This is a genomic window from Sulfurospirillum sp. HTRB-L1, assembly GCF_059415125.1.
The window spans coordinates 391,688-410,668 of sequence record NZ_JCAHZR010000003.1 but is presented as its reverse complement, the minus strand read 5'-3'; the positions used below and the strand labels follow the sequence as shown (position 1 = coordinate 410,668).

Annotated in this window: 17 protein-coding genes; 12 read left to right on the top strand and 5 right to left on the bottom strand. The window is 46.9% G+C overall.

Features of this window, described 5'->3' with window-relative positions; translation table 11 throughout:
• Nucleotides 1-4: 4 nt before the first annotated feature.
• Nucleotides 5-727 carry a 5'-methylthioadenosine/adenosylhomocysteine nucleosidase gene (locus AC5SLM_RS07545; protein ID WP_495250328.1) on the top strand — a complete coding sequence of 241 codons (723 nt, stop codon included), beginning with the start codon at nt 5-7 and terminating at the stop codon, nt 725-727.
• Nucleotides 720-1,472, top strand: a complete 753-nt coding sequence (locus AC5SLM_RS07540) for a PP-loop family protein (protein WP_495250327.1) — start codon at nt 720-722, stop codon at nt 1,470-1,472. Before AC5SLM_RS07545 ends, AC5SLM_RS07540 begins: the two co-directional genes overlap by 8 nt.
• Here the strand turns inward: AC5SLM_RS07540 and recO are convergent.
• A complete protein-coding gene (gene recO, locus AC5SLM_RS07535; RefSeq protein WP_495250326.1) occupies nt 1,469-2,086 on the bottom strand; it encodes a recombination protein RecO in 618 nt (205 codons plus the stop codon). The genes AC5SLM_RS07540 and recO overlap by 4 nt on opposite strands.
• Nucleotides 2,087-2,313: 227 nt before the next feature.
• Here recO and gltB point away from each other — a divergent pair, with 227 nt between their 5' ends.
• The 7 genes from gltB to AC5SLM_RS07500 all read left to right on the top strand — a co-directional run bounded on the left by gltB (nt 2,314) and on the right by AC5SLM_RS07500 (nt 11,928).
• Nucleotides 2,314-6,738, top strand: coding sequence for a glutamate synthase large subunit (gene gltB / locus AC5SLM_RS07530; protein ID WP_495250325.1), 4,425 nt, complete (start codon nt 2,314-2,316; stop codon nt 6,736-6,738).
• A gap of 1 nt (nt 6,739) precedes the next feature.
• The gene (locus tag AC5SLM_RS07525; RefSeq protein ID WP_495250324.1) at nt 6,740-8,122 is read left to right on the top strand and encodes a glutamate synthase subunit beta; all 1,383 of its coding nucleotides are present in this window, start codon (nt 6,740-6,742) and stop codon (nt 8,120-8,122) included.
• 111 nt (nt 8,123-8,233) lie between these two features.
• Nucleotides 8,234-9,139: an acetyl-CoA carboxylase, carboxyltransferase subunit beta gene (gene accD, locus AC5SLM_RS07520; protein WP_495250323.1), complete on the top strand. Its 906-nt coding sequence runs from the start codon at nt 8,234-8,236 to the stop codon at nt 9,137-9,139.
• A complete protein-coding gene (locus AC5SLM_RS07515) occupies nt 9,136-9,591 on the top strand; it encodes a 23S rRNA (pseudouridine(1915)-N(3))-methyltransferase RlmH (protein WP_495250322.1) in 456 nt (151 codons plus the stop codon). The genes accD and AC5SLM_RS07515 overlap by 4 nt, the downstream gene beginning before the upstream one ends.
• Nucleotides 9,592-9,607: 16 nt before the next feature.
• Nucleotides 9,608-9,961 carry an RNA polymerase-binding protein DksA gene (gene dksA / locus AC5SLM_RS07510; protein ID WP_495250321.1) on the top strand — a complete coding sequence of 118 codons (354 nt, stop codon included), beginning with the start codon at nt 9,608-9,610 and terminating at the stop codon, nt 9,959-9,961.
• 11 nt (nt 9,962-9,972) lie between these two features.
• A complete protein-coding gene (locus tag AC5SLM_RS07505) occupies nt 9,973-10,977 on the top strand; it encodes a fatty-acid--CoA ligase (RefSeq protein ID WP_495250320.1) in 1,005 nt (334 codons plus the stop codon).
• The gene (locus tag AC5SLM_RS07500) at nt 10,978-11,928 is read left to right on the top strand and encodes a tRNA dihydrouridine synthase (RefSeq protein ID WP_495250319.1); all 951 of its coding nucleotides are present in this window, start codon (nt 10,978-10,980) and stop codon (nt 11,926-11,928) included.
• Here AC5SLM_RS07500 and AC5SLM_RS07495 read toward each other — a convergent pair.
• The 4 genes from AC5SLM_RS07495 to AC5SLM_RS07480 are packed head-to-tail and all read right to left on the bottom strand — an operon-like array spanning nt 11,903 to nt 14,372.
• Nucleotides 11,903-12,814 (bottom strand): AEC family transporter, encoded by a 912-nt coding sequence (locus AC5SLM_RS07495; protein WP_495250318.1) that lies wholly within the window; start codon nt 12,812-12,814, stop codon nt 11,903-11,905. The two genes, AC5SLM_RS07500 and AC5SLM_RS07495, sit on opposite strands and share 26 nt — an antisense overlap.
• Complete coding sequence (locus tag AC5SLM_RS07490) at nt 12,815-13,639, bottom strand: hypothetical protein (protein ID WP_495250317.1); 825 nt, start codon at nt 13,637-13,639, stop codon at nt 12,815-12,817.
• Nucleotides 13,636-13,947, bottom strand: a complete 312-nt coding sequence (fliN, locus tag AC5SLM_RS07485; protein WP_495250316.1) for a flagellar motor switch protein FliN — start codon at nt 13,945-13,947, stop codon at nt 13,636-13,638. The genes AC5SLM_RS07490 and fliN overlap by 4 nt, the downstream gene beginning before the upstream one ends.
• Nucleotides 13,944-14,372, bottom strand: coding sequence for a hypothetical protein (locus tag AC5SLM_RS07480; protein WP_495250315.1), 429 nt, complete (start codon nt 14,370-14,372; stop codon nt 13,944-13,946). The genes fliN and AC5SLM_RS07480 overlap by 4 nt, the downstream gene beginning before the upstream one ends.
• A gap of 230 nt (nt 14,373-14,602) precedes the next feature.
• On the opposite strand from AC5SLM_RS07480, the gene AC5SLM_RS07475 reads away from it, so the two are divergent.
• The 3 genes from AC5SLM_RS07475 to AC5SLM_RS07465 are packed head-to-tail and all read left to right on the top strand — an operon-like array spanning nt 14,603 to nt 18,974.
• Nucleotides 14,603-15,334 (top strand): sulfite exporter TauE/SafE family protein, encoded by a 732-nt coding sequence (locus tag AC5SLM_RS07475; protein WP_495250314.1) that lies wholly within the window; start codon nt 14,603-14,605, stop codon nt 15,332-15,334.
• A 6-nt stretch (nt 15,335-15,340) separates the two neighbouring features.
• The gene (uvrA, locus tag AC5SLM_RS07470) at nt 15,341-18,154 is read left to right on the top strand and encodes an excinuclease ABC subunit UvrA (protein ID WP_495250313.1); all 2,814 of its coding nucleotides are present in this window, start codon (nt 15,341-15,343) and stop codon (nt 18,152-18,154) included.
• Nucleotide 18,155: 1 nt separating this feature from the next.
• Complete coding sequence (locus tag AC5SLM_RS07465; protein WP_495250312.1) at nt 18,156-18,974, top strand: HDOD domain-containing protein; 819 nt, start codon at nt 18,156-18,158, stop codon at nt 18,972-18,974.
• Nucleotides 18,975-18,981: the final 7 nt, after the last annotated feature.

Below are 18,981 nucleotides of genomic sequence, written 5' to 3'. Positions count from 1 at the left end.
AATAATGAAAATTGCAATTATGGGCGCAATGCTCGAAGAAGTAGAGCCATTTTTAACCCACAGTGCCCATGAGCCACTGTTGAAGCACTTTGTGAAAACCAATGAAATGCGCTATGGCGGCAACACGTACCATGAGGGAACCTATAAAAATCTTGAGATTGTTCTTGCGTACAGCAAGATTGGAAAAGTGAATGCGACCCTCACAGCTGCCACGTTGTTGGAAAAATTTGGCGCAGACCTCTTGCTTTTTACGGGTGTTGCAGGTGCTATCAATTCCACATTAAATATCGGTGATCTTGTTGCGGCCACTGCTTTGTGTCAGCATGATTTGGATATTAGTATTTTTGGACACCCCCATGGGTTTGTGCCTGAGGGTGCGGTGTACGTAAAACCAAGCACAGAGCTACTTGCCACAGCGGACCGTGTGGCAAAGGCCAAAGGCGTGAATTTGCGGCACGGGATTATTGCAACAGGGGATCAGTTTATCGCCAATGCTGAACGCAAGGCGTGGATTGCACAAACTTTTCAAGCCGATGCTATTGAGATGGAAGGGGCGGCTGTGGCAGTGGTGTGTGATGCCCTGCAAGTGCCCTTTTTCATTTTGCGTGCTATTAGCGACGCAGCAGACATGGACGCTCAGTTTGATTTTGATGCTTTCTTAAAAGAATCGGCCAAGATTAGTAGCAGTTTTGTGATCGCGATGCTTGAAGAACTCTCCCATGGTTGAACTGAGTAAGAAAATCTTACGCCAAACGGGCAAGGCCAACGCGGCTTACGGTCTCGTTGGCGAGGGTGATAAAGTGCTTTTGGGCTTAAGCGGAGGCAAAGACTCTTTGGCCCTCATGCACGTGCTTGCCCACATGCAACGGGTGGCCCCTTTTGATTTCACCTTTAAAGCGCTCACCATCTCTTATGGGATGGGAGAGGATTATTCCAAGCTTCACGCCCACTGCGAAGCCTACGGTGTGGAGCACGAAACCATCGAAACAAAGGTGTACGAGCTTGCCGGGGAAAAGATTCGGAAAAACTCTTCTTTTTGCAGTTTCTTTTCGCGCATGCGCCGGGGTGCTTTGTACACTTATGCCCTTGAGCACGGGTTTAATAAACTCGCCCTCGCGCACCACCTAGATGATGCCGCGGAGAGTTTTTTTATGAATTTTATTTACAACGGTGCCTTACGCTCCCTCGCGCCCAAATACACCGCTGGCAATGGCCTTGTGGTGATTCGCCCCTTCATTCACGTGAGGGAGCGCCAACTTCGCGACAATGCCACTAAAAATGGCTTAGAAGTGATTGGGGATGAAGCGTGTCCGGCTATGCGTTTTGATGTCAAAATGCCCCACGCAAGGGCAAGCGCTAAGGTGCTACTGGCCTCCCTTGAAAAGGAGCACCCCGGGCTTTTTATTTCACTCAAATCAGCTTTTGAAAAAATCCACACTTCGAGTTTTATGGACCCTACCTTATTGCGTTAAAGCCCCTCCAAGAGCGTTCTCCACAAAAGCTCCACGTGCCCATCATCCAAGTGCAATGTGGAGCCCTCACCCAACAAATACTCAATACGCGTGCGCGCCATCCCTTCTTGAAAAACACAGGCGGGATGGGCCAATAAAAACCCGCGCGTTAGCACCACTTGCTCATCTAAGGGTAAATCACAGGCAAAACACCTAAACTCTTCATGCAAACGCCCCTCATGTGCTAAAAGTTTCACATAAGCCTCTAGGGCAATACGTTTGGGGTTTTGTTTTTCCCAACGTTGGGCGCACCAATCAAGCAAGTCAAGGTAAAAGGTTTCGAGTGATTCAATGTCTTTGAGGTGGGGGTAAAAAAGGGCGATGAAGCGTTGCCACAAGAGCATCCGTTCCCTAGATGCGTTCCAGCGGTGCCCCAAGTGGAGGACTTCACGCAGTTGGGGCAAGGATGATTTGGTAGAATAATGGGGTTCAAAGTCGATTTTATAGCCCACATGAATCACCGAGTGGCGCGCCCCGTAAAAGCGGTAAGCGGTTTTAAGCTTTGTTTCGGTGAGAATATGGACGATTAAGTCCTCTTCTTTGGCCTTGGTGATGTGGACAATGTACCCTTGCATGCGAAAAACACCCCTTTTATTGGTCGTGAAAGTATACCATTTTTGTTTTCAAAACACCGTTACATGTAAAGATATTGACACTTAAGTAAAAAAAGAGTATGTAAATGCTTAATAACCCCTTATTTACTGAATTCATAAAATATTAAGGGTATTTTTTGTAACATCGAAAAATTTTTGGCTCAAATATTCCTTTGAATCAAGGTGAAATTATCTTAAAGGGCGAGGTCATGGAACTCCTTACTAGCTATAAAGACAACTGTGGGTTTGGCTTACTGGCCAACATTAATAACATCCCAACCCATGAAAATGTCATGGACGCCATTACAGCACTTGAGCGCATGATGCACCGCGGTGCCATTGCGGCTGATGGAAAAAGTGGGGACGGAAGCGGCTTGCTGTTTTCATTACCCGTTGATTTTATGAAAGAAGAAGTCAAGAAACTCGGTGTGGATTTACCTAAGCAATTTGCGGTTGCCATGGTTTTTCTTCAAAATGACGAACAAAAACATGTGTTTGAGGAAATCTGTGAGCAAAACGATTTAAAAGTACTTGCTTACCGAGACGTGCCTGTTAACATTAAAGCCTTAGGTAAACTCGCCCTTGATACCTTGCCTCAGATTGTTCAAATCTTTGTGGCCCCCAATTCGCTCATTGCTACCAAGCGTTTTGAAGCCTTGCTCTATTTGACACGTCGAGATGTCGAAACGGCTTTAAAAGAAGAAGAGGATTTTTACATCCCTTCTTTTTCTAGCAAAGTGGTTTCCTATAAAGGGTTGGTTATGCCTACCCATATTAAAGAGTTTTACCCTGACCTTACCAATCCAAACTTCAAATCAACCTTTGCCTTGTTTCATCAACGCTTTTCCACCAACACGCTTCCCAGGTGGCGTCTTGCACAGCCCTTTCGCACCCTTGCCCATAATGGGGAGATTAACTCCATTTCCGCCAATCGTTTCAACGCGATTACCAAGGGGGGTTCGGTGCAAAGTAGTGTCTACTCCAAGGCAGAGCTTAAGCGTTTGTTGCCCATCACTGGAGGGAATCAAAGCGATAGCGCAAGCCTTGATAATATGTTTGAATTTTTACTGGTCAACGGCTTTGACTTTTTTAAAGCCGCCCGTTCGCTCATTCCTGCGCCTTGGCAAAATGCGCCCCATATGGATTCGGCGTTGCGCGCCTTTTATGAGTATTCGAGCATCAATTTTGAGCCTTGGGATGGCCCCGCCGCTATTTCTCTAACAGACGGACGGTATATTGGCTGTATCTTAGACCGAAACGGCTTGCGTCCTGCCAAATACATCATCACCAAAGATGGACGCATTATCATCTCCAGTGAGTACGGCGTTATCGACTTGGAAGAGGAAAATATCATTGAGCGGGGCAGGTTGCAAAGCGGCCAGATGATTGGGATTGATTTAAAATTTGGCAAAATCATGAAAAATGATGAAATCAACGATTACCTCAAAGATTCCAACCCTTACACCAATTGGCTTAACCAAAGTTTGGTTTATTTGCAAGAGTTTGTAGAGATTCCTTTTTCCAAAACGGGGGACTATAAGCTTTCTAATTTGCACTACTTGCAACGCTACTTTAACATCACGCAAGAAGCTAAAGAGATTGTGATTGAGCCGATGATGAAAGACGGCAAAGAGGGGACAGGCTCCATGGGAGACGACACGCCCATTGCCGCATTTAGCCAAAAACAACGCTGTTTTAGCGACTTTTTTAAACAAAAATTTGCCCAAGTGACCAACCCGCCCATTGACCCTATCCGCGAAAAAGTCGTCATGAGTTTAAATGTCGGTTTTGGAGAGGTGCGCAATATTTTAGAAGAAAGTCCCTTTCATGCAAGGCGCATCAAGTCCATTTCGCCTATCTTAATGCAAGAGAAATTTGAGATTCTCAAATCCTTTGGGGACATCACCAAGCCACGCTACAAAAAGTACTACAAAAACAAAACTTTTTCCACGCTCTACGAAGATAATTTGCGTGGAAGCTTGGAAGATTTGGTTTATGATGTGGTGGAATCCGTCAAAAAAGAGGCGATTCGCATCATTTTCCTTGATGACCGCGGGGTAAGCAAAACCCATAAGTGTATTCCGATGATGATGGTGGCAGGAAGGCTTAACCATGCTTTGCAAGAAGAGGGCGTGCGCCATAAGATTTCCATTGTGGCCATTACGGGCGAAGTGTTTGATGCCCACTCAAGTGCATGTTTGCTTGCCTATGGCGTGAGCGCGATTTACCCGTATTTGCTTTATGCAACAGTGCTGGATGAGTGCAAACACCAAGAGCTTGGTTCTTACGAGACCAAAACACGCCTTAAAAATACCAACCACGCCCTAGGGCAAGGCCTTTTAAAAATCATTTCTAAAATGGGGATTGCAACCATTGCTTCGTACCGAAACTCCGCCCTTTTTGATGTCATTGGACTCTCGCGTGAGATTGTTAAAGACTGTTTTAGCGATTCCCACGCGTTGATTCCAGGCCTTGGGTATGGCGATATTGAGCAACGTATTGCGCGTAATCACGCGGAAGCCTTTTCGTTGGACATCACCAAAAAGCTTTTCCCCTTGGAAATGGGCGGGTTTTACAAGTACCTTGATGGGGGCGAGTATCATGATTATGGCCCCAGTGTTGTGCACGCCATTCACCACGCGGCTATCACGGGAAAAAAAGAAGACTATGAAACACTCAAAGGCCTTATCAATAAACGCGATTTAAAAATGATTCGCGATTTTCTAGAACTTAGCCCAGACAAAAAACCCATTGCCCTAGAGGAGGTGGAATCCAAAGAGGCGATTTGGAAGCGCTTTAGCACGGCGGCGATGAGCCTTGGTTCCATTTCGCCTGAAGCCCACGAAGCCCTTGGAGAAGCCATGAATATCATTGGGGCTTCTAGTAACTCAGGGGAGGGCGGCGAAGCGCCAGGGCGGCTAAAGGGCCCTAAAAATTCAAAGATTAAACAAATTGCATCGGGGCGTTTTGGGGTAACACCCGAATATTTGCGCAGTGCAACCGAGATTCAAATCAAGGTAGCCCAAGGGGCAAAACCTGGTGAGGGAGGACAGCTTCCTGGCCATAAAGTAACACCATTGATTGCTTCTTTGCGCTACACCATTCCCGGGGTGACACTGATTTCTCCGCCGCCGCATCATGATATTTATTCTATTGAAGATTTGGCCCAGTTGATTTTTGACCTTAAACAAGTAAACCCTGAAGCAATGATTGCGGTGAAACTTGTTTCAACCGCAGGCGTGGGCACAATCGCCGCGGGAGTCGCGAAAGCCTATGCCGATAAAATCATCATCTCTGGAGGGGATGGCGGCACGGGTGCTGCGCCACATACCTCCATCAAGTTTGCCGGAAACCCTTGGGAGATTGGCCTGAGTGAAGCGCACAACGCGCTTAAGGTAAACCACCTGCGCGATAGCGTGTTGCTAGAGACGGATGGGGGCTTGAAAACAGGGCTTGATGTGATTAAAGCAGCAATCTTGGGCGCGGAAAAGTATGCTTTTGGCACCTTGGCACTGGCTATTGTGGGGTGTAAAGTGTTGCGCGTGTGCCATTTGAACCGTTGTTCAGTGGGGGTTGCAACCCAAGATGAGAAACTTCGTGAGCATTTTGTGGGCACCACGGAGCGCTTGGTGAACTACTTTACCCTTCTCGCAGAAGACGTGCGTGAGATTTTGGCCAGTTTGGGTTATGCCTCTTTGGGAGAGATTATTGGACGAACAGACTTGCTAAGCAAGGTGGAAGATATACGTGCAAAACCCTTTGATTTTTCTTCCATCTTGCGTTACATCGATGGCCCAAACACATGGAGTGGAAAACCCAACCTTCCTTTTGATGCCAATGCCTACGAAAAGAAAATCCTTAAAGATGTGTACAAGGTGATTGAAAATCCCCATGAAACCATCGTAATGCACAAAAGCATTCGCAATACAAACCGCAGTTTTGGTGCGTTAATTAGCGGCGAGGTGGCAAAATTTTATGGCAACAAAGGCTTGCCTGAAAATGCCATCACCTTTCACCTTAGCGGGGTTGCGGGCCAATCCATGGGAGCGTTTTTAACCAGTGGCATCACCATTCGCCTCAAGGGAGTGGCTAACGATTATCTTGGCAAAGGGATGAATGGCGGAAAGATTATCATCACCCCACGCCACCAAGGGAGTAATTATTCGTGTGCGGGCAACACCTGTTTGTATGGGGCAACGGGAGGAAAAGTTTTTCTTGCAGGCAGCGTGGGTGAACGTTTTTGCGTGCGCAACTCCGGTGCTACAACAGTGGTGGAAGGCACAGGAGACCATGCGTGTGAGTATATGACAGGCGGGGTGGTTGGTATTTTGGGTAAAACCGGCGTGAACTTTGGCGCGGGCATGACAGGCGGTATCGCCTTTGTGTACGACGAAGAGCACGAGTTTATTGACAAACTCAACCAAGAACTTGTCATTGGCGTGCGCATTGACACAGACGAGATGGACGAAGCGCGCCATTTCTTAAAACGCTTGCTTCGAACACACATTAATGAAACCGAGAGTGAAAAAGCCCAGTATATTTTAGAAAACTTTAGGCATGCGGTGCGGGACTTTTGGATGGTTCGCCCCAAAGACATGACCAAAGTGCCCTTGAATCCCCAGGATGGAGACTAAGATGCAAAATTTTATTACCGTTGAACGCCTTGAGCCAAAGCGCCGTGACGCTACCCAGCGTATTAAGGATTTTCGAGAGATTTATGAAGTGATGACCAAGGAAGAGGCTTCTTCGCAAGCAGGGCGCTGTATTCAGTGTGGCGACCCTTTTTGCCACAGCAAATGTCCCTTGCACAATTTCATCCCTTTTTGGTTGCGCTCTACAAGCAAGTACGATGAGAAACTCTCCTTTGCCCTTTCTAACGAGTCCAATCCTTTTCCTGAAATCACAGGAAGGATTTGCCCGCAAGACCGGTTATGTGAGGGAGATTGCACGCTTAATGATGGCCATGGCGCCATCACCATCGGTGCGATTGAAACGTTCATCAGTGAAAACGGGTTTAAGCGGGGGTTGCGACCGGAATTTCCAGGCATTACAACCACGAAAAAAGTGGCGGTGATTGGGGCGGGCCCTGCGGGCATTGCCGCGGCGACCTACTTGCTGCGTGCGGGCATTGCGGTCTCCATGTACGAAAGACAAAACCGTCCAGGGGGGCTCATGACCTATGGCATCCCTGGGTTTAAGTTGGAAAAAGAGGTGGTGTTTCGCAGGATTCGTTGGCTAGAAGAAGCAGGAATGCACTTACATGTAAACACAGAAGTGGGGAAAGATATTAGCTTTGATGCCATTGCCAGTACGCACGATGCGGTCTTTGTTTCCATTGGGGCAGAAACCTCAAAGCGTCCTAATCTTGCTAACGACACAGCCCCTGGCGTGGTGATGGCCATTGATTTTTTGCGCTCCATTCAACAAAAACTTTTTCAAGAAACCAAAAGTGCTGTGGTGGATGTGAAGGGACGCAATGTGGTTGTGGTTGGCGGCGGCGATACGGCCATGGACTGCATCCGTACTTCGATTCGAGAAGGTGCTAAGAGTGTAACGTGCTTATACCGACGGGATAAATACAATATGCCCGGTTCCAAAAAAGAGTTTAAAAATGCTTTGGAGGAGGGGGCGGAGTTTATCTACAACGTTTCTCCCAAAGAAGTGTTGGTTAACAGCGAAGGCAAGGCCATTGGTATTGAGATGCAAAAGACGATTTTGGGCAACAAGGACGCATCTGGGCGTCAAAATGTAGAAGTGGTCAAAGGGAGCGATTTTCGCGTGGACGGGGACGTGGTGATTTTTGCCCTAGGATTTTCGCCCAGCGTGCCAGAGTTTTTAGCCGAAAACGGTATTGAGGTAAACAAGTGGGGAGGAATTGTTGTGAATGGACGGTTTGAAACAACAAAATCGGGTATTTACGCAGGTGGTGATTGCAAGCGGGGTTCAGATTTGGTCGTAACGGCTGCTGCTGAGGGAAAAAAAGCAGCTGAAGCTATCATTGAAACCCTTTTAAAGTAACTCCTTGCCTTGTCAAAAAGCTTACATGTACAACTATGGGCCATCCTAAGGGCCCATAAGGAACTTTTGGATACAATGAGCGAAATTTTCTTTAAAATCAGGGTGTAGACGATGAAATTTAGCGAAATATTTTCAAAAATAAGACGGCAACAATCCGCCCCTGCCGAGGCGCCAAGCCATTGGATTAAATGCCAACAGTGCCAGTCACTCATGTACTACAAAGAGATTGAAAACCAGTTTAACGTGTGTCCAAAATGTGGATTTCATATGCGAATAAGCGCCCAAAAACGTATCGAGCTCTTGAGTGATGAGGGCAGTTTTGAGGAGTTTGACACGGCCTTAGCACCCGTAGATCCTTTGAAATTTGTCGATAAAAAATCCTACAAAAAACGGATTCAAGAGGCCTTTGAAAAAACAGGCCGACATGCTGCGGTGATTAGCGGTACATGTAAGATAGAAACGCTACCTGTGGAATTGGTAGTGTTTGATTTTAGTTTTATGGGGGGAAGTTTAGGCTCGGTAGAGGGCGAAAAAATTGTACGGGCGATTCACCGGGCCATCGACCAACGCCACGGGTTGGTTATCGTGAGTGCTAGCGGGGGAGCAAGGATGCAAGAAAGCACTTTTTCGTTGCTTCAAATGTCCAAAACGTCCGCCGCGCTTAAAAAACTCTCCAAAGCAAAGCTCCCGTATATTTCAATCCTAACCGACCCGACCATGGGAGGCGTGAGTGCTTCGTTTGCTTGGCTGGGAGATATTATCATGGCAGAACCTGGTGCGCTCATTGGGTTTGCGGGGCAGCGGGTGATTAAGCAAACCATTGGGGCAGACTTGCCAGAAGGCTTTCAGCGTTCGGAGTTTTTGCTTGAGCATGGGTTGATTGATATGATTGTTCAGCGTAATGACATGAAAAAAAGTGTTGGCGACATGTTGCGTTTTTTAAGCGCGCCAGTCGCCGTGCCAACGGCCTTAGAGCATGGAGATTTTACGTTTAAACTCAAAGAGCCTCACGGATGAGGATTGGTGTGTATTCCATCGAAAAATCCTCAAGCGCCTTTGTCGATGGAATGGTCAAAGAGTATGTTAAGCAAGCCTCTCGGTATGCTAAACTTGAGGATGTTGTGGTCTTTAATAAAGAGATCGCCAAGGCACAAACAGTGGATGCCTTGGCCGCAAAAGAGGCTTACACAAAAGCTTTTGAGCCCCACATGAAGGGCTTTTGTGTGGCTTTGGATGTGCAAGGGGAGTCCCTTGAGAGTGCATCTTTTGCTAAAATGATTGCTTCAGAATCAGACGTCCGTTTTTTTATTGGCGGGGCGTATGGATTTTGCGCGGATTTTCTAACTAAGCATCAAAAGGTTATAAGCTTAAGTAGACTAACATACGCACACAAAATCGCGAAAGTGGTTTTGTTTGAGCAAATTTACCGAGGATTGTGTATTAACCATCACCATCCTTATCACAAATAATCGCCAAAGGAAGACGATGCACGAGAGTGATTTGAAGTACTTTAAAGAGTTGCTCCATGAGCGAAAACGACAGATCAAGAAAAATCTTGAAGACGCGCACCGTGAGATTGAAGGGTTGAATGAAAGCGAAGCGAACGATGAGGCAGATTTTGCTTCCATCAGCACAGACCGCATGATTGAACAAGCAATTTCCACCCAGCAAAGCCGTGAATTGGTTGAAATCGAGATTGCGTTGAGCAAGATTTCCAATGGATCCTATGGGATTTGTGATATGTGTGAAGAAGACATTGGTATACAAAGACTCAAAGTAAAGCCCCATGCGAAGTATTGCATTGTGTGCCGAGAGATTATTGAAAAAACAGCTAAATAAAGGACTGCCCCATGGGAATTAAACGCTACATTCTCCTCTCGTTGGTATTTATTGTTGCGGTTGGGTTGTACGTCTTTAGCTTTGAAGGCGCCCAACTTAGCAGAGAATTTTTTGGTGTTAGCGTGACACTTCCCGTGGCGTTGTGGGTGATTGTTCCTTGTGTTGCACTGGTTATCGCCTCGGTGGTGCACATGGTATTTTACTACGCGAAAGCCGGGCTTCAAGAGCGTGCCCGCAAGAAAGATTATGAGCATTTTATCGACGCAGCCAAAGCGTCACTTTTGGGAGAAGAGCTCAATGTTGGGTTTAAATCCCACTGGTTCAAATTGCCCGCAGAGCTTATTTCTCGCATGACCCTAAAGCCAGAAGCAACAGCAGAGGGGATTGAGAATGAAGAACTTAGAGCCGTAGCAGACGTGGTAGTACGGGTGCGTCAAGGCGAAGTGGTTGAACTTAAAAAATACAAATTGCGTCAAGACAATCCGCTTGTGATGCGCAACAAACTCAATCAGCTTAATAATAACCCAAAACTAGCTGGCGATTTTTTAAAAAACTGTGTTTTAGATGAAACCCCCTTGTGCGTCAAAGCCTTTGAGGTTTTGCTTCAAAGTGCTTCGTATGCAGAGATTAAACGTTTGGGCAGAACCCTTGATGAGGGGATGATTTTGGGCTTGTTGCGCCGTCACGCAGACAGTGAAGATGCCCTTCATATGGAAGAGTTAGAATGTGAAGCCTTGCTAGCAAACCCTGCCCTTTCTAGGCAAGGACTCATTGAAGCGGCAAAGATTCTCCTTCCCATCCTTAACCCCGATGCTGTGGTGATGCTGTTTGAAAAACTTTACAATGCACGTGTAGAGGCATGTGATGCCTTTTTGTATGTGTTGTTTGAATTGCAAATGATTGACCGCGTGCGTGAAGTGTTGGAAAATAGCGACAAAGACGATTTGGTAAAATTTAAACTCCTCCTCTTTTTGCGAGACCACGGAAAACACTGCGACACCTCGCTTTTTGTCTAAATGAACGGTATTGATTTTAGCAAGTGCCCCTTAGCACTTGCCCCCTTGGCGGGCTTTACGGATTTGCCTTTTCGGCGTGTGGCAAAGCGTTTTGGGGCGGACGTGACCGTTTCGGAAATGATTAGTGCCAATGCCTTGGTCTACCAATCCAAAAAAACCTTCAAAATGCTCGAAAAATCTCCCCTTGAATCTCCCTATATTGTCCAACTTGCAGGTTCGGATGTGCGTGTTTTAAAAGAAGCCGTGCGGATGCTCAATGACATGGAGGGGATTGATGGGATTGATTTAAACTGCGGTTGTCCTGTGCCAAAGGTGATTGCCCAAAGTGCGGGGTCTTCGCTTTTGCTGGATTTGCCTAAGCTTGGAGCCCTTATTGAAGCTATTAAAACCACCTCTACGAAGCAGTACACGAGCGCGAAAGTGCGTCTGGGTTTTGCGGAAAAAACCCCCAGTGCAATTGCTAAAATAGCCCAAGCTTCTGGAGCAGATTTTCTCAGTGTGCATGGCCGTACCCGATCGGGTGGCTACCATGCAAAGGTGGATTATGAGGCCATTAGAGAAGCAAAGGCCAGTGTGCACATCCCGGTGTTTGCCAACGGAGACATTAAAGATGTTGAAACAGCCTTACATGTAAAGGCGTTTACGGGCTGCGAAGGGTTAATGATTGGGCGCGGTGCCGTGGGAAGCCCGTGGATTTTTCATCAAATCAAGCACCAAAGCACCACCGTTGAACCTGCACTGGTACGGGCGATTGTTTTGGAGCATTTTGATGCAATGCTTGATTTTTACCAAGAAAAAGGGGTGAGTATTTTCCGCAAGCACCTTCATACCTACTCTAAAGGGTACCCCAATGCCAGTACCTTTCGCGATACCATCAATCGCATTGACGAAGCGTTGATGGCACGTGCGTGTATTGATGCCTTTTTTAGCCTAGAATCCCCAACCACTTAAACGCCCAAATCATCCCCGCTAAATACCCCATATACACAACCGAAGTGACCAAAACCATGGACGTTACATCCACGGGACGGCAATAATACAGCGAAGCAAAGTTGATGTTATTGACCGCCATGGGCACACTCAGTTGCAAAAGCAACACCCCCGTGAGTAAGGGAGAGAGTTCTAGCCAAAGAAAGAAAGGGAACAAAAGCATGGGCAATAGGACAAATTTTAAGAGGTTGGTGTGGATGAGCAGTTTGATATTAAGGGAGCGGAGTTTGACTTGATTAAGAAACATACCAAAGGTGAGAAGTTGAAAGGTGAGGGCGGTGTGCGCACCCATTTCAAGGGCTCTAAAAATATTTTCCTCAATACGCACGTGAAACAGGTTAAGGCCCAGTGCGATGAGGCCCACCCAAATAACGGGGAGTTTGACGATATTAAGGAGTGAGGCGCGCAAGGAATAATTGCCCCGCGAGTATAAAAAAACACCTACGGTCTGAAGTAAAAAGATATTGCACAAGGTCATGAGTGACGTGTAAACCACTGAAGCTTCCCCAAAAATAGCGATGCCAAGAGGAATGCCAAGGTTTCCTGTGTTGCCAATGATAGCACCTGCTGTGAGGATGGAGCGCTCTTGGGTGTCTTTAAAAAAGAAGGTCGCTATGCTAAAGCTAACAACAAGGCAGATGCCAATGCCGGCAAAAAACCACAAAGGAACCAGAAGCAGTTCCGTGTTAAGGGGGCGGGTTGAAAGCCCCCAAAAGGCAAGGATGGGTTGAAAAAAATAAAGAGAAAGCACCACGAAGGAGCGTTCTTGCACTTGGTCTTGAAACCATTTTTTGGCAAAAAAGCCCACAAAAACAAAGCAATAAACCGCAAGAACAGAATAAAACATTTACCGTGTTGGCGTAAAATCTTGGCTTGCTTTTTCCTTGTAGGAACTTAGCTGGTTTTGTTGAATACGCAAGTATTCGTCGAGTTTTTGACGATTTTGCTCAAACACATTTTTAAATTCCCCATCATCGCGCACCCTTCCCTCGCCAAAACGTTCTAGCAAAAGGTTAGAGCTGCCTGTGACGATGAGGTATTGGTGTTTTTCAAATTCCAGTAAGACGACTTTATTGTTAGCATCTAGGGGTTTTTGGTACAAAACTTTTAGCGCTTCTGTGCTGGGGCCTTGGGGGAAGAGCCAAGGGGATTTTCCGCTTGAAGAGGCTAGGGAAACCTTGCGCTTGACCCAAAAAAGCACTAAAAGTAAAAAAAGCATGATGCCAATTACAAGCATGTAGCGGCCATCCACAAGGCTTTGACTTTGGGTGCTTGGAAGGGGTGTGGTAACCAAGGGTGCGGCTTGCGCAGGGGTGCTAGAAAGGCGCGCTCTGATGCGTAGGCCAAAACCATCGACGGTTTTAGAGGCAAGCACGGAAATGTCTTGGTTGCTTTTTAAGATAACCGCCGTACTGTTTTCCACGGGCTCAAGGGTAAGCTCTTGGAGGATGGAAGAGTTAATGGCGCGTTCAACAAATTCGTTAAAATAAAGGTCCTCAAGGGTTAAAATGATTAAGTCTCCCTCTTTTTTTTGAAGAATCCTCCCCTCGTAAGGCGCATCAAAAGAGAGCATGATATCGACCCTGTCGCTGCGTTCGTAGATGTTGTGGGTGAGTAAATTGGAGGCGTAAAGGGAAAATGTGGCACACAGAAGAAGAGCAATAAATCTCATAAAACCTCTTTCTTAAAGTATTGAATAACAGATTTTGAATCAAGGATTTCGTTGATACGAATCGCCAGGTTTTTTTCATACACCATCACTTCGCCCTTGCCAAAAATACGGTTGTTAATATACAACTCAACGCTCTCCCCTGCGGGTTTTTCAAGGTCGATAACAGACCCTTTTTCAAGGCGTAAAAGCTCTTTAATGCTCATGCTTGTCATGCCCAGTTCGGAAATAAATTCAACACCAATATCCAAAAGGTCTTCGTACCCCTTGATGAGTGCGTGGTGAATCAGTGGTGGAGTGGTGTCGCTCACGATGCTGTCCTTTTGCCAATAAGAAATGTGTGTCCTTGAAGTTCATAAAGCAAAAACTCTTCCAAGCACACAGGAAGGGGGGAGGGGATTTCTCCCAAAAACTCAGGTGTGCCAAGTTGGTAGTGGTTTTGCGGGTATTGTTTTTCCAAAGAAACCTTCGCATGGCCAATGATTTGGTTGGCCACTTCCTTGCATAAATCATCCAAATCCGCCTCACACAACGCGCTTTCTCCCAAAAGAATTTCGCCAAAATTGTTTAAGACCCCGTCTTCAAAAAAAAGGTAAAAATGGTGCTCTGTGGCGTTACATGTAAGGGGGATGGAGGCGCCAAAAAACGAAGTGCCAAGGCAGGTGCATGGCGTCACTTCAAAGCCTAAAATGTCACTGCAAAAATAGGTCGTCGAGTCGTTGATTGCCGAAAGCATCGCTGCAGATCCTCTCTTACAGGGGTTTTAAGGATTCATTGTACTCAAAGTGGAGTAAAATCTTACTAAAAGGGAACTAAAACAGGCCCAAATAAGAGATTAAGAGCCGCTTGGGTACAATAGACCTCTTTTATTACGCTTCGTGGAACGCCCCAAGATACCGTGAATAGACCAGTATTTTGGTGATTGTATTGAGGCGAAGTAAGTTTCATTACTGAAAGTGAGCGTATGTGTTAGAACTTGTATTCCTAGGAATCGGCGTTGGATTTATTTCGGGATTTTTTGGCATTGGCGGAGGGCCGGTTTTGGTTCCTGCGTTGGTATACCTTGGGTATGACATAAAAGTAGCCATCGCCATTTCCGTCATGCAGATGATGTTTAGCTCAATATTTGGCTCCTATGTCAACTACAAACATGGTAAACTTGCCTTAAATGATGGCCTGTTGATTGGCGTCGGCGGATTTTTGGGTGCGACCCAGAGCGGGTTGATTGTCACGGTGCTCTCGGGTCAGATGCTCATGGTTATTTTTACCTTTGCCTTGGTCTTTTCCATCTACCGTTTTGCGCGTGCTCCTGCTGTTCCTAGCGGCGAAGCTATCCGCTCCAAGCCCTTGTTGTTTGGTCTTGGATTTGGTGTGGGCATGGTGGCCATTAGCATTGGCGTTGGTGGAGCGCTGTTTTTATCGCCCATCTTAGTGGGCTTGATGCGGTATGATATTAAACGCGCTGTTTCTATGGGGCTCTTTTTTGTGATTTTCTCTTCCGTCTCAGGTTTTATCAGCATGAGTTATCACGGATTGATTGATTACCGCGCGGGTTTGGTGTTGGGTATCGCCTCTCTTGCGGGCGTCTATGCTGGGGCCAAACAATCGCACGTTGTCGAACGCAAAAAGCAAAAATACCTCTTAATCGGACTCTATGTCATATTGTTGGCATTAACATTGAATAAACTCTTAGGATAAATACGTATGATACACATCACGGGTGCACGCGAAAATAATTTAAAATCCATCAACCTTAGCCTTCCAAAAAATAAATTGGTGGTCTTTACGGGCCTTTCAGGAAGCGGTAAAAGCACCTTAGCCTTTGACACACTCTACGCCGAAGGCCAGCGCCGCTACATCGAGTCACTCTCTTCCTACGCACGCCAATTTTTAGACCGTGTGGGCAAACCTGATGTGGATAAAATCGAAGGGCTCACGCCTGCTATTGCCATTGACCAAAAAACCACAAGCAAAAACCCCCGCTCTACCGTGGGAACCATCACGGAGATTTACGATTACCTGCGTTTGTTGTACGCGCGCGTGGGAAAACAGCACTGCCACCAGTGCGGGGAGCCCATCTCTAAAATGTCCAGTGCTGACATTATCCAAGAAGTGCTCAAACTTCCCGAGGGAACCAAGGTGGTGATTTTGGCACCGCTAGTACGCGAGAAAAAAGGCTCCTTTGCGGACATGCTTGAATCCTTGCGCCACAAAGGATTTGTGCGGGCCATGGTGGATGGGGTAATGGTACGCTTGGACGAGGAGTTTGAGCTTTCTAAAACCAAAAAACACACCATCAAAGTGGTCATTGACCGCGTGGTGATGAACGCGGAAAGCCATGAGCGTATTGGGGCAGACATTGAAAAAGCCCTTTTGGAAAGTTATGGCGAGGTGGAATTAGAGATTTTAAACCACGAAGAAGTGGGCTTAGATCGCGCCCATGTCCACTACAGCGAACACTTTGCGTGCTTTACATGTAAGATAAGTTTTGAACCCCTTGAACCCCTTAGTTTTTCCTTTAATTCCCCCAAGGGTGCATGCCCTGTGTGCGATGGCCTTGGGATTCGCTACACCTTGGATTTGTCCAAGATTATCGATGAAGAGCTTAGTGTGGAAAAGGGGGCGATTAAGCTCATGTACGGGTTTAATCGGGGGTATTATTTTAAATTTCTCACTGCCTTTTGTAAAACCGCCAAGATTGACACCACGGTGCCTTTTGAGAGTTTGGAGGAATATGAAAAAAAAGCCATTTTGCACGGAGGTGTGGAGCCAGTAGAGTTTTTGTGGAAACGCCACAAACTCACCCGAAAATGGGAAGGGGTGATTAAACTGGCCTACGACATGCTCAAAGACGAAAAAGATTTGGGCGATTACATGAGTGAAAAAGTGTGTGACCGCTGCGGAGGTGCCAGACTGCGCCAAGAAAGCTTAGCGGTGCGGGTGGCGGATAAAGGCATCGCTTCGGTGCTCTCCATGCCCATTGAGGCAAGCGTGGCGTTTTTTAGCGATGCAGAAAATTTTTCCTATTTACGTCCCCAGGAACAAGTGGTTGCTGCCCCTGTGTTAAAAGAGATTAACGAGCGGTTGCATTTTTTGTACGATGTGGGACTTGGCTACCTGAGCCTTGGACGGGACGCGCGGACTATTAGCGGGGGTGAAGCCCAGCGGATTCGTATCGCTTCACAGATTGGAAGCGGGCTGACGGGGGTGATGTATGTACTCGATGAACCTAGCATCGGACTGCACGAGCGCGACACGTTAAAGCTCATTAAGACCCTTAGAAACTTGCAACAAAAGGGCAATACTGTCATCGTCGTAGAGCACGACAAAGAGACCATTGACGCGGCAGATTTTGTCGTGGACATCGGTCCAGCAGCTGGGAAGTTTGGCGGAGAGATTGTTTTTGCAGGCACGGTAGAGGATTTGTACAAAAGCAACACCCTTACCGCCCAGTACCTCTCGGGCCAAAAAGGGTCCTATTACCCGCAAAATCGCCCCCAAAAGCACTGGATTTCCCTTTCTAATGTCACCATCAATAACCTCAAAGCCTTACATGTAAAGATTCCATTGAAGAATTTAGTAGGCATTTCAGGAGTGAGTGGGAGTGGGAAAAGTTCGCTCATTCTCCAAACCCTCTTGCCTGTGGCCAAAGAGATGCTCAACCGCGCACGCAAGGTCAAAAAAGTGCAAGGGGTAGAGTGCGAAGGGCTGGAGCAGTTGGACAAAGTGATTTACCTCGACCAAAGCCCTATCGGCCGAACGCCTAGAAGCAACCCGGCAACCTACACGGGCGTGATGGATGAGATTCGTGCCTTGTTTGTCAAAACCAAAGAGGCGCAAATTCGCGGCTACAAGGTCGGACGCTTTTCTTTTAACGTCAAAGGTGGCCGGTGCGAAAAATGCCAAGGGGAGGGCGAGATTAAGATTGAGATGCACTTTTTGCCAGACATCATGGTCAAGTGCGACGCCTGCCATGGGGCGCGGTATAACCCTCAAACCTTAGAGATTAAATACAAAAGCAAGTCCATTGCCGATGTGCTTGGCATGAGCGTAGACGAAGCGCTCGCGTTTTTTAAAGCCATCCCCAAGATTGCCCAAAAGCTTCAAACCCTTTACGACGTGGGCTTGGGGTATATTACCCTTGGGCAAAACGCCATCACCCTTAGTGGCGGGGAGGCGCAGCGTATTAAATTAGCCAAAGAACTTAGCCGTTCAGATACGGGCAAAACCCTTTACGTGCTGGATGAGCCCACCACGGGGTTGCATTTTGCCGATGTGGACAGGCTGGTGAAGGTGTTGCACCATTTGACGGATTTGGGTAATTCGGTCTTGGTGATTGAACACAACTTGGATGTAATTTCCAATTGCGACTATGTCATCGACATGGGCCCAGAAGGCGGGGATAAGGGTGGCCGTATTGTCGCCCAAGGAACCCCTAAGATGTTAGCAAAAACCCACGTAAAAACAGGCAGTTACACGGGAAAATTTTTAGCAAAAACACTAGGAAAAGGAAACTAAGATGCTGATTTCAATGGTTGAACAAATCAAGGCACTTCCGCCACTCCCCGAGAGTTTTCAAAAAATCAACGCCATCTGTAGCGACGAAAACGGTACCACGCAAATGCTTGCGAAGGTCATCGAAAAAGACCCCATGCTCGTTGCAAGTTTATTGCGCCTTGCCAACTCCCCTTTGTATGGATTTTCCCGCGAGATTAAAAGCGTACTCCAAGCGGTATCGCTCTTTGGGATGACCACTACAAGGGCGTTGGTTGCAGGGATTTCTGTGAAAAAACTGTTGCAAATGGACATCGCGCCCTATGGCATTACTCCTGAAGCCTTTGTGGATATTTCCAACCTCCAAGGGATGCTCATGCGCCAATGGTATAAAAAACTCGATGCACCCAAGCGGGATTTGTTGTTTTTAAGCGGATTGTTGCAAGAGACGGGAAAGATTTTGATTGCGGATCAGATTGTGCGTAGCGATGAGGTGGTGCCTTTTAAATCAGAAGTGGCCATGGCCCATAATCTCATGGAGGTTGAGCGTACCTTTGTGGGGACTACCACCGCCCTTGTGACTGCTGCGGTGTTTGAGCATTGGGGTTTTGATGAAGCGATGATTCAATACATTCGCTACAGTGACACCCCGCACAATGCCCCTGATTTGGAAACAAAGCGCTTTGCGGCGTCTTTACATGTAGCCAAAACGGCCGTGGCTATTAACGGTCCTATGAGCGAACGCAACATTACCCTGGCCCTTCGCGAAGTCCAACGGTTTGAACTGGATGAAATGGCCTTTGCTGAAGCCATTGAGCAACTTATCGAGCATGTCTCGTACTAGGAATGTT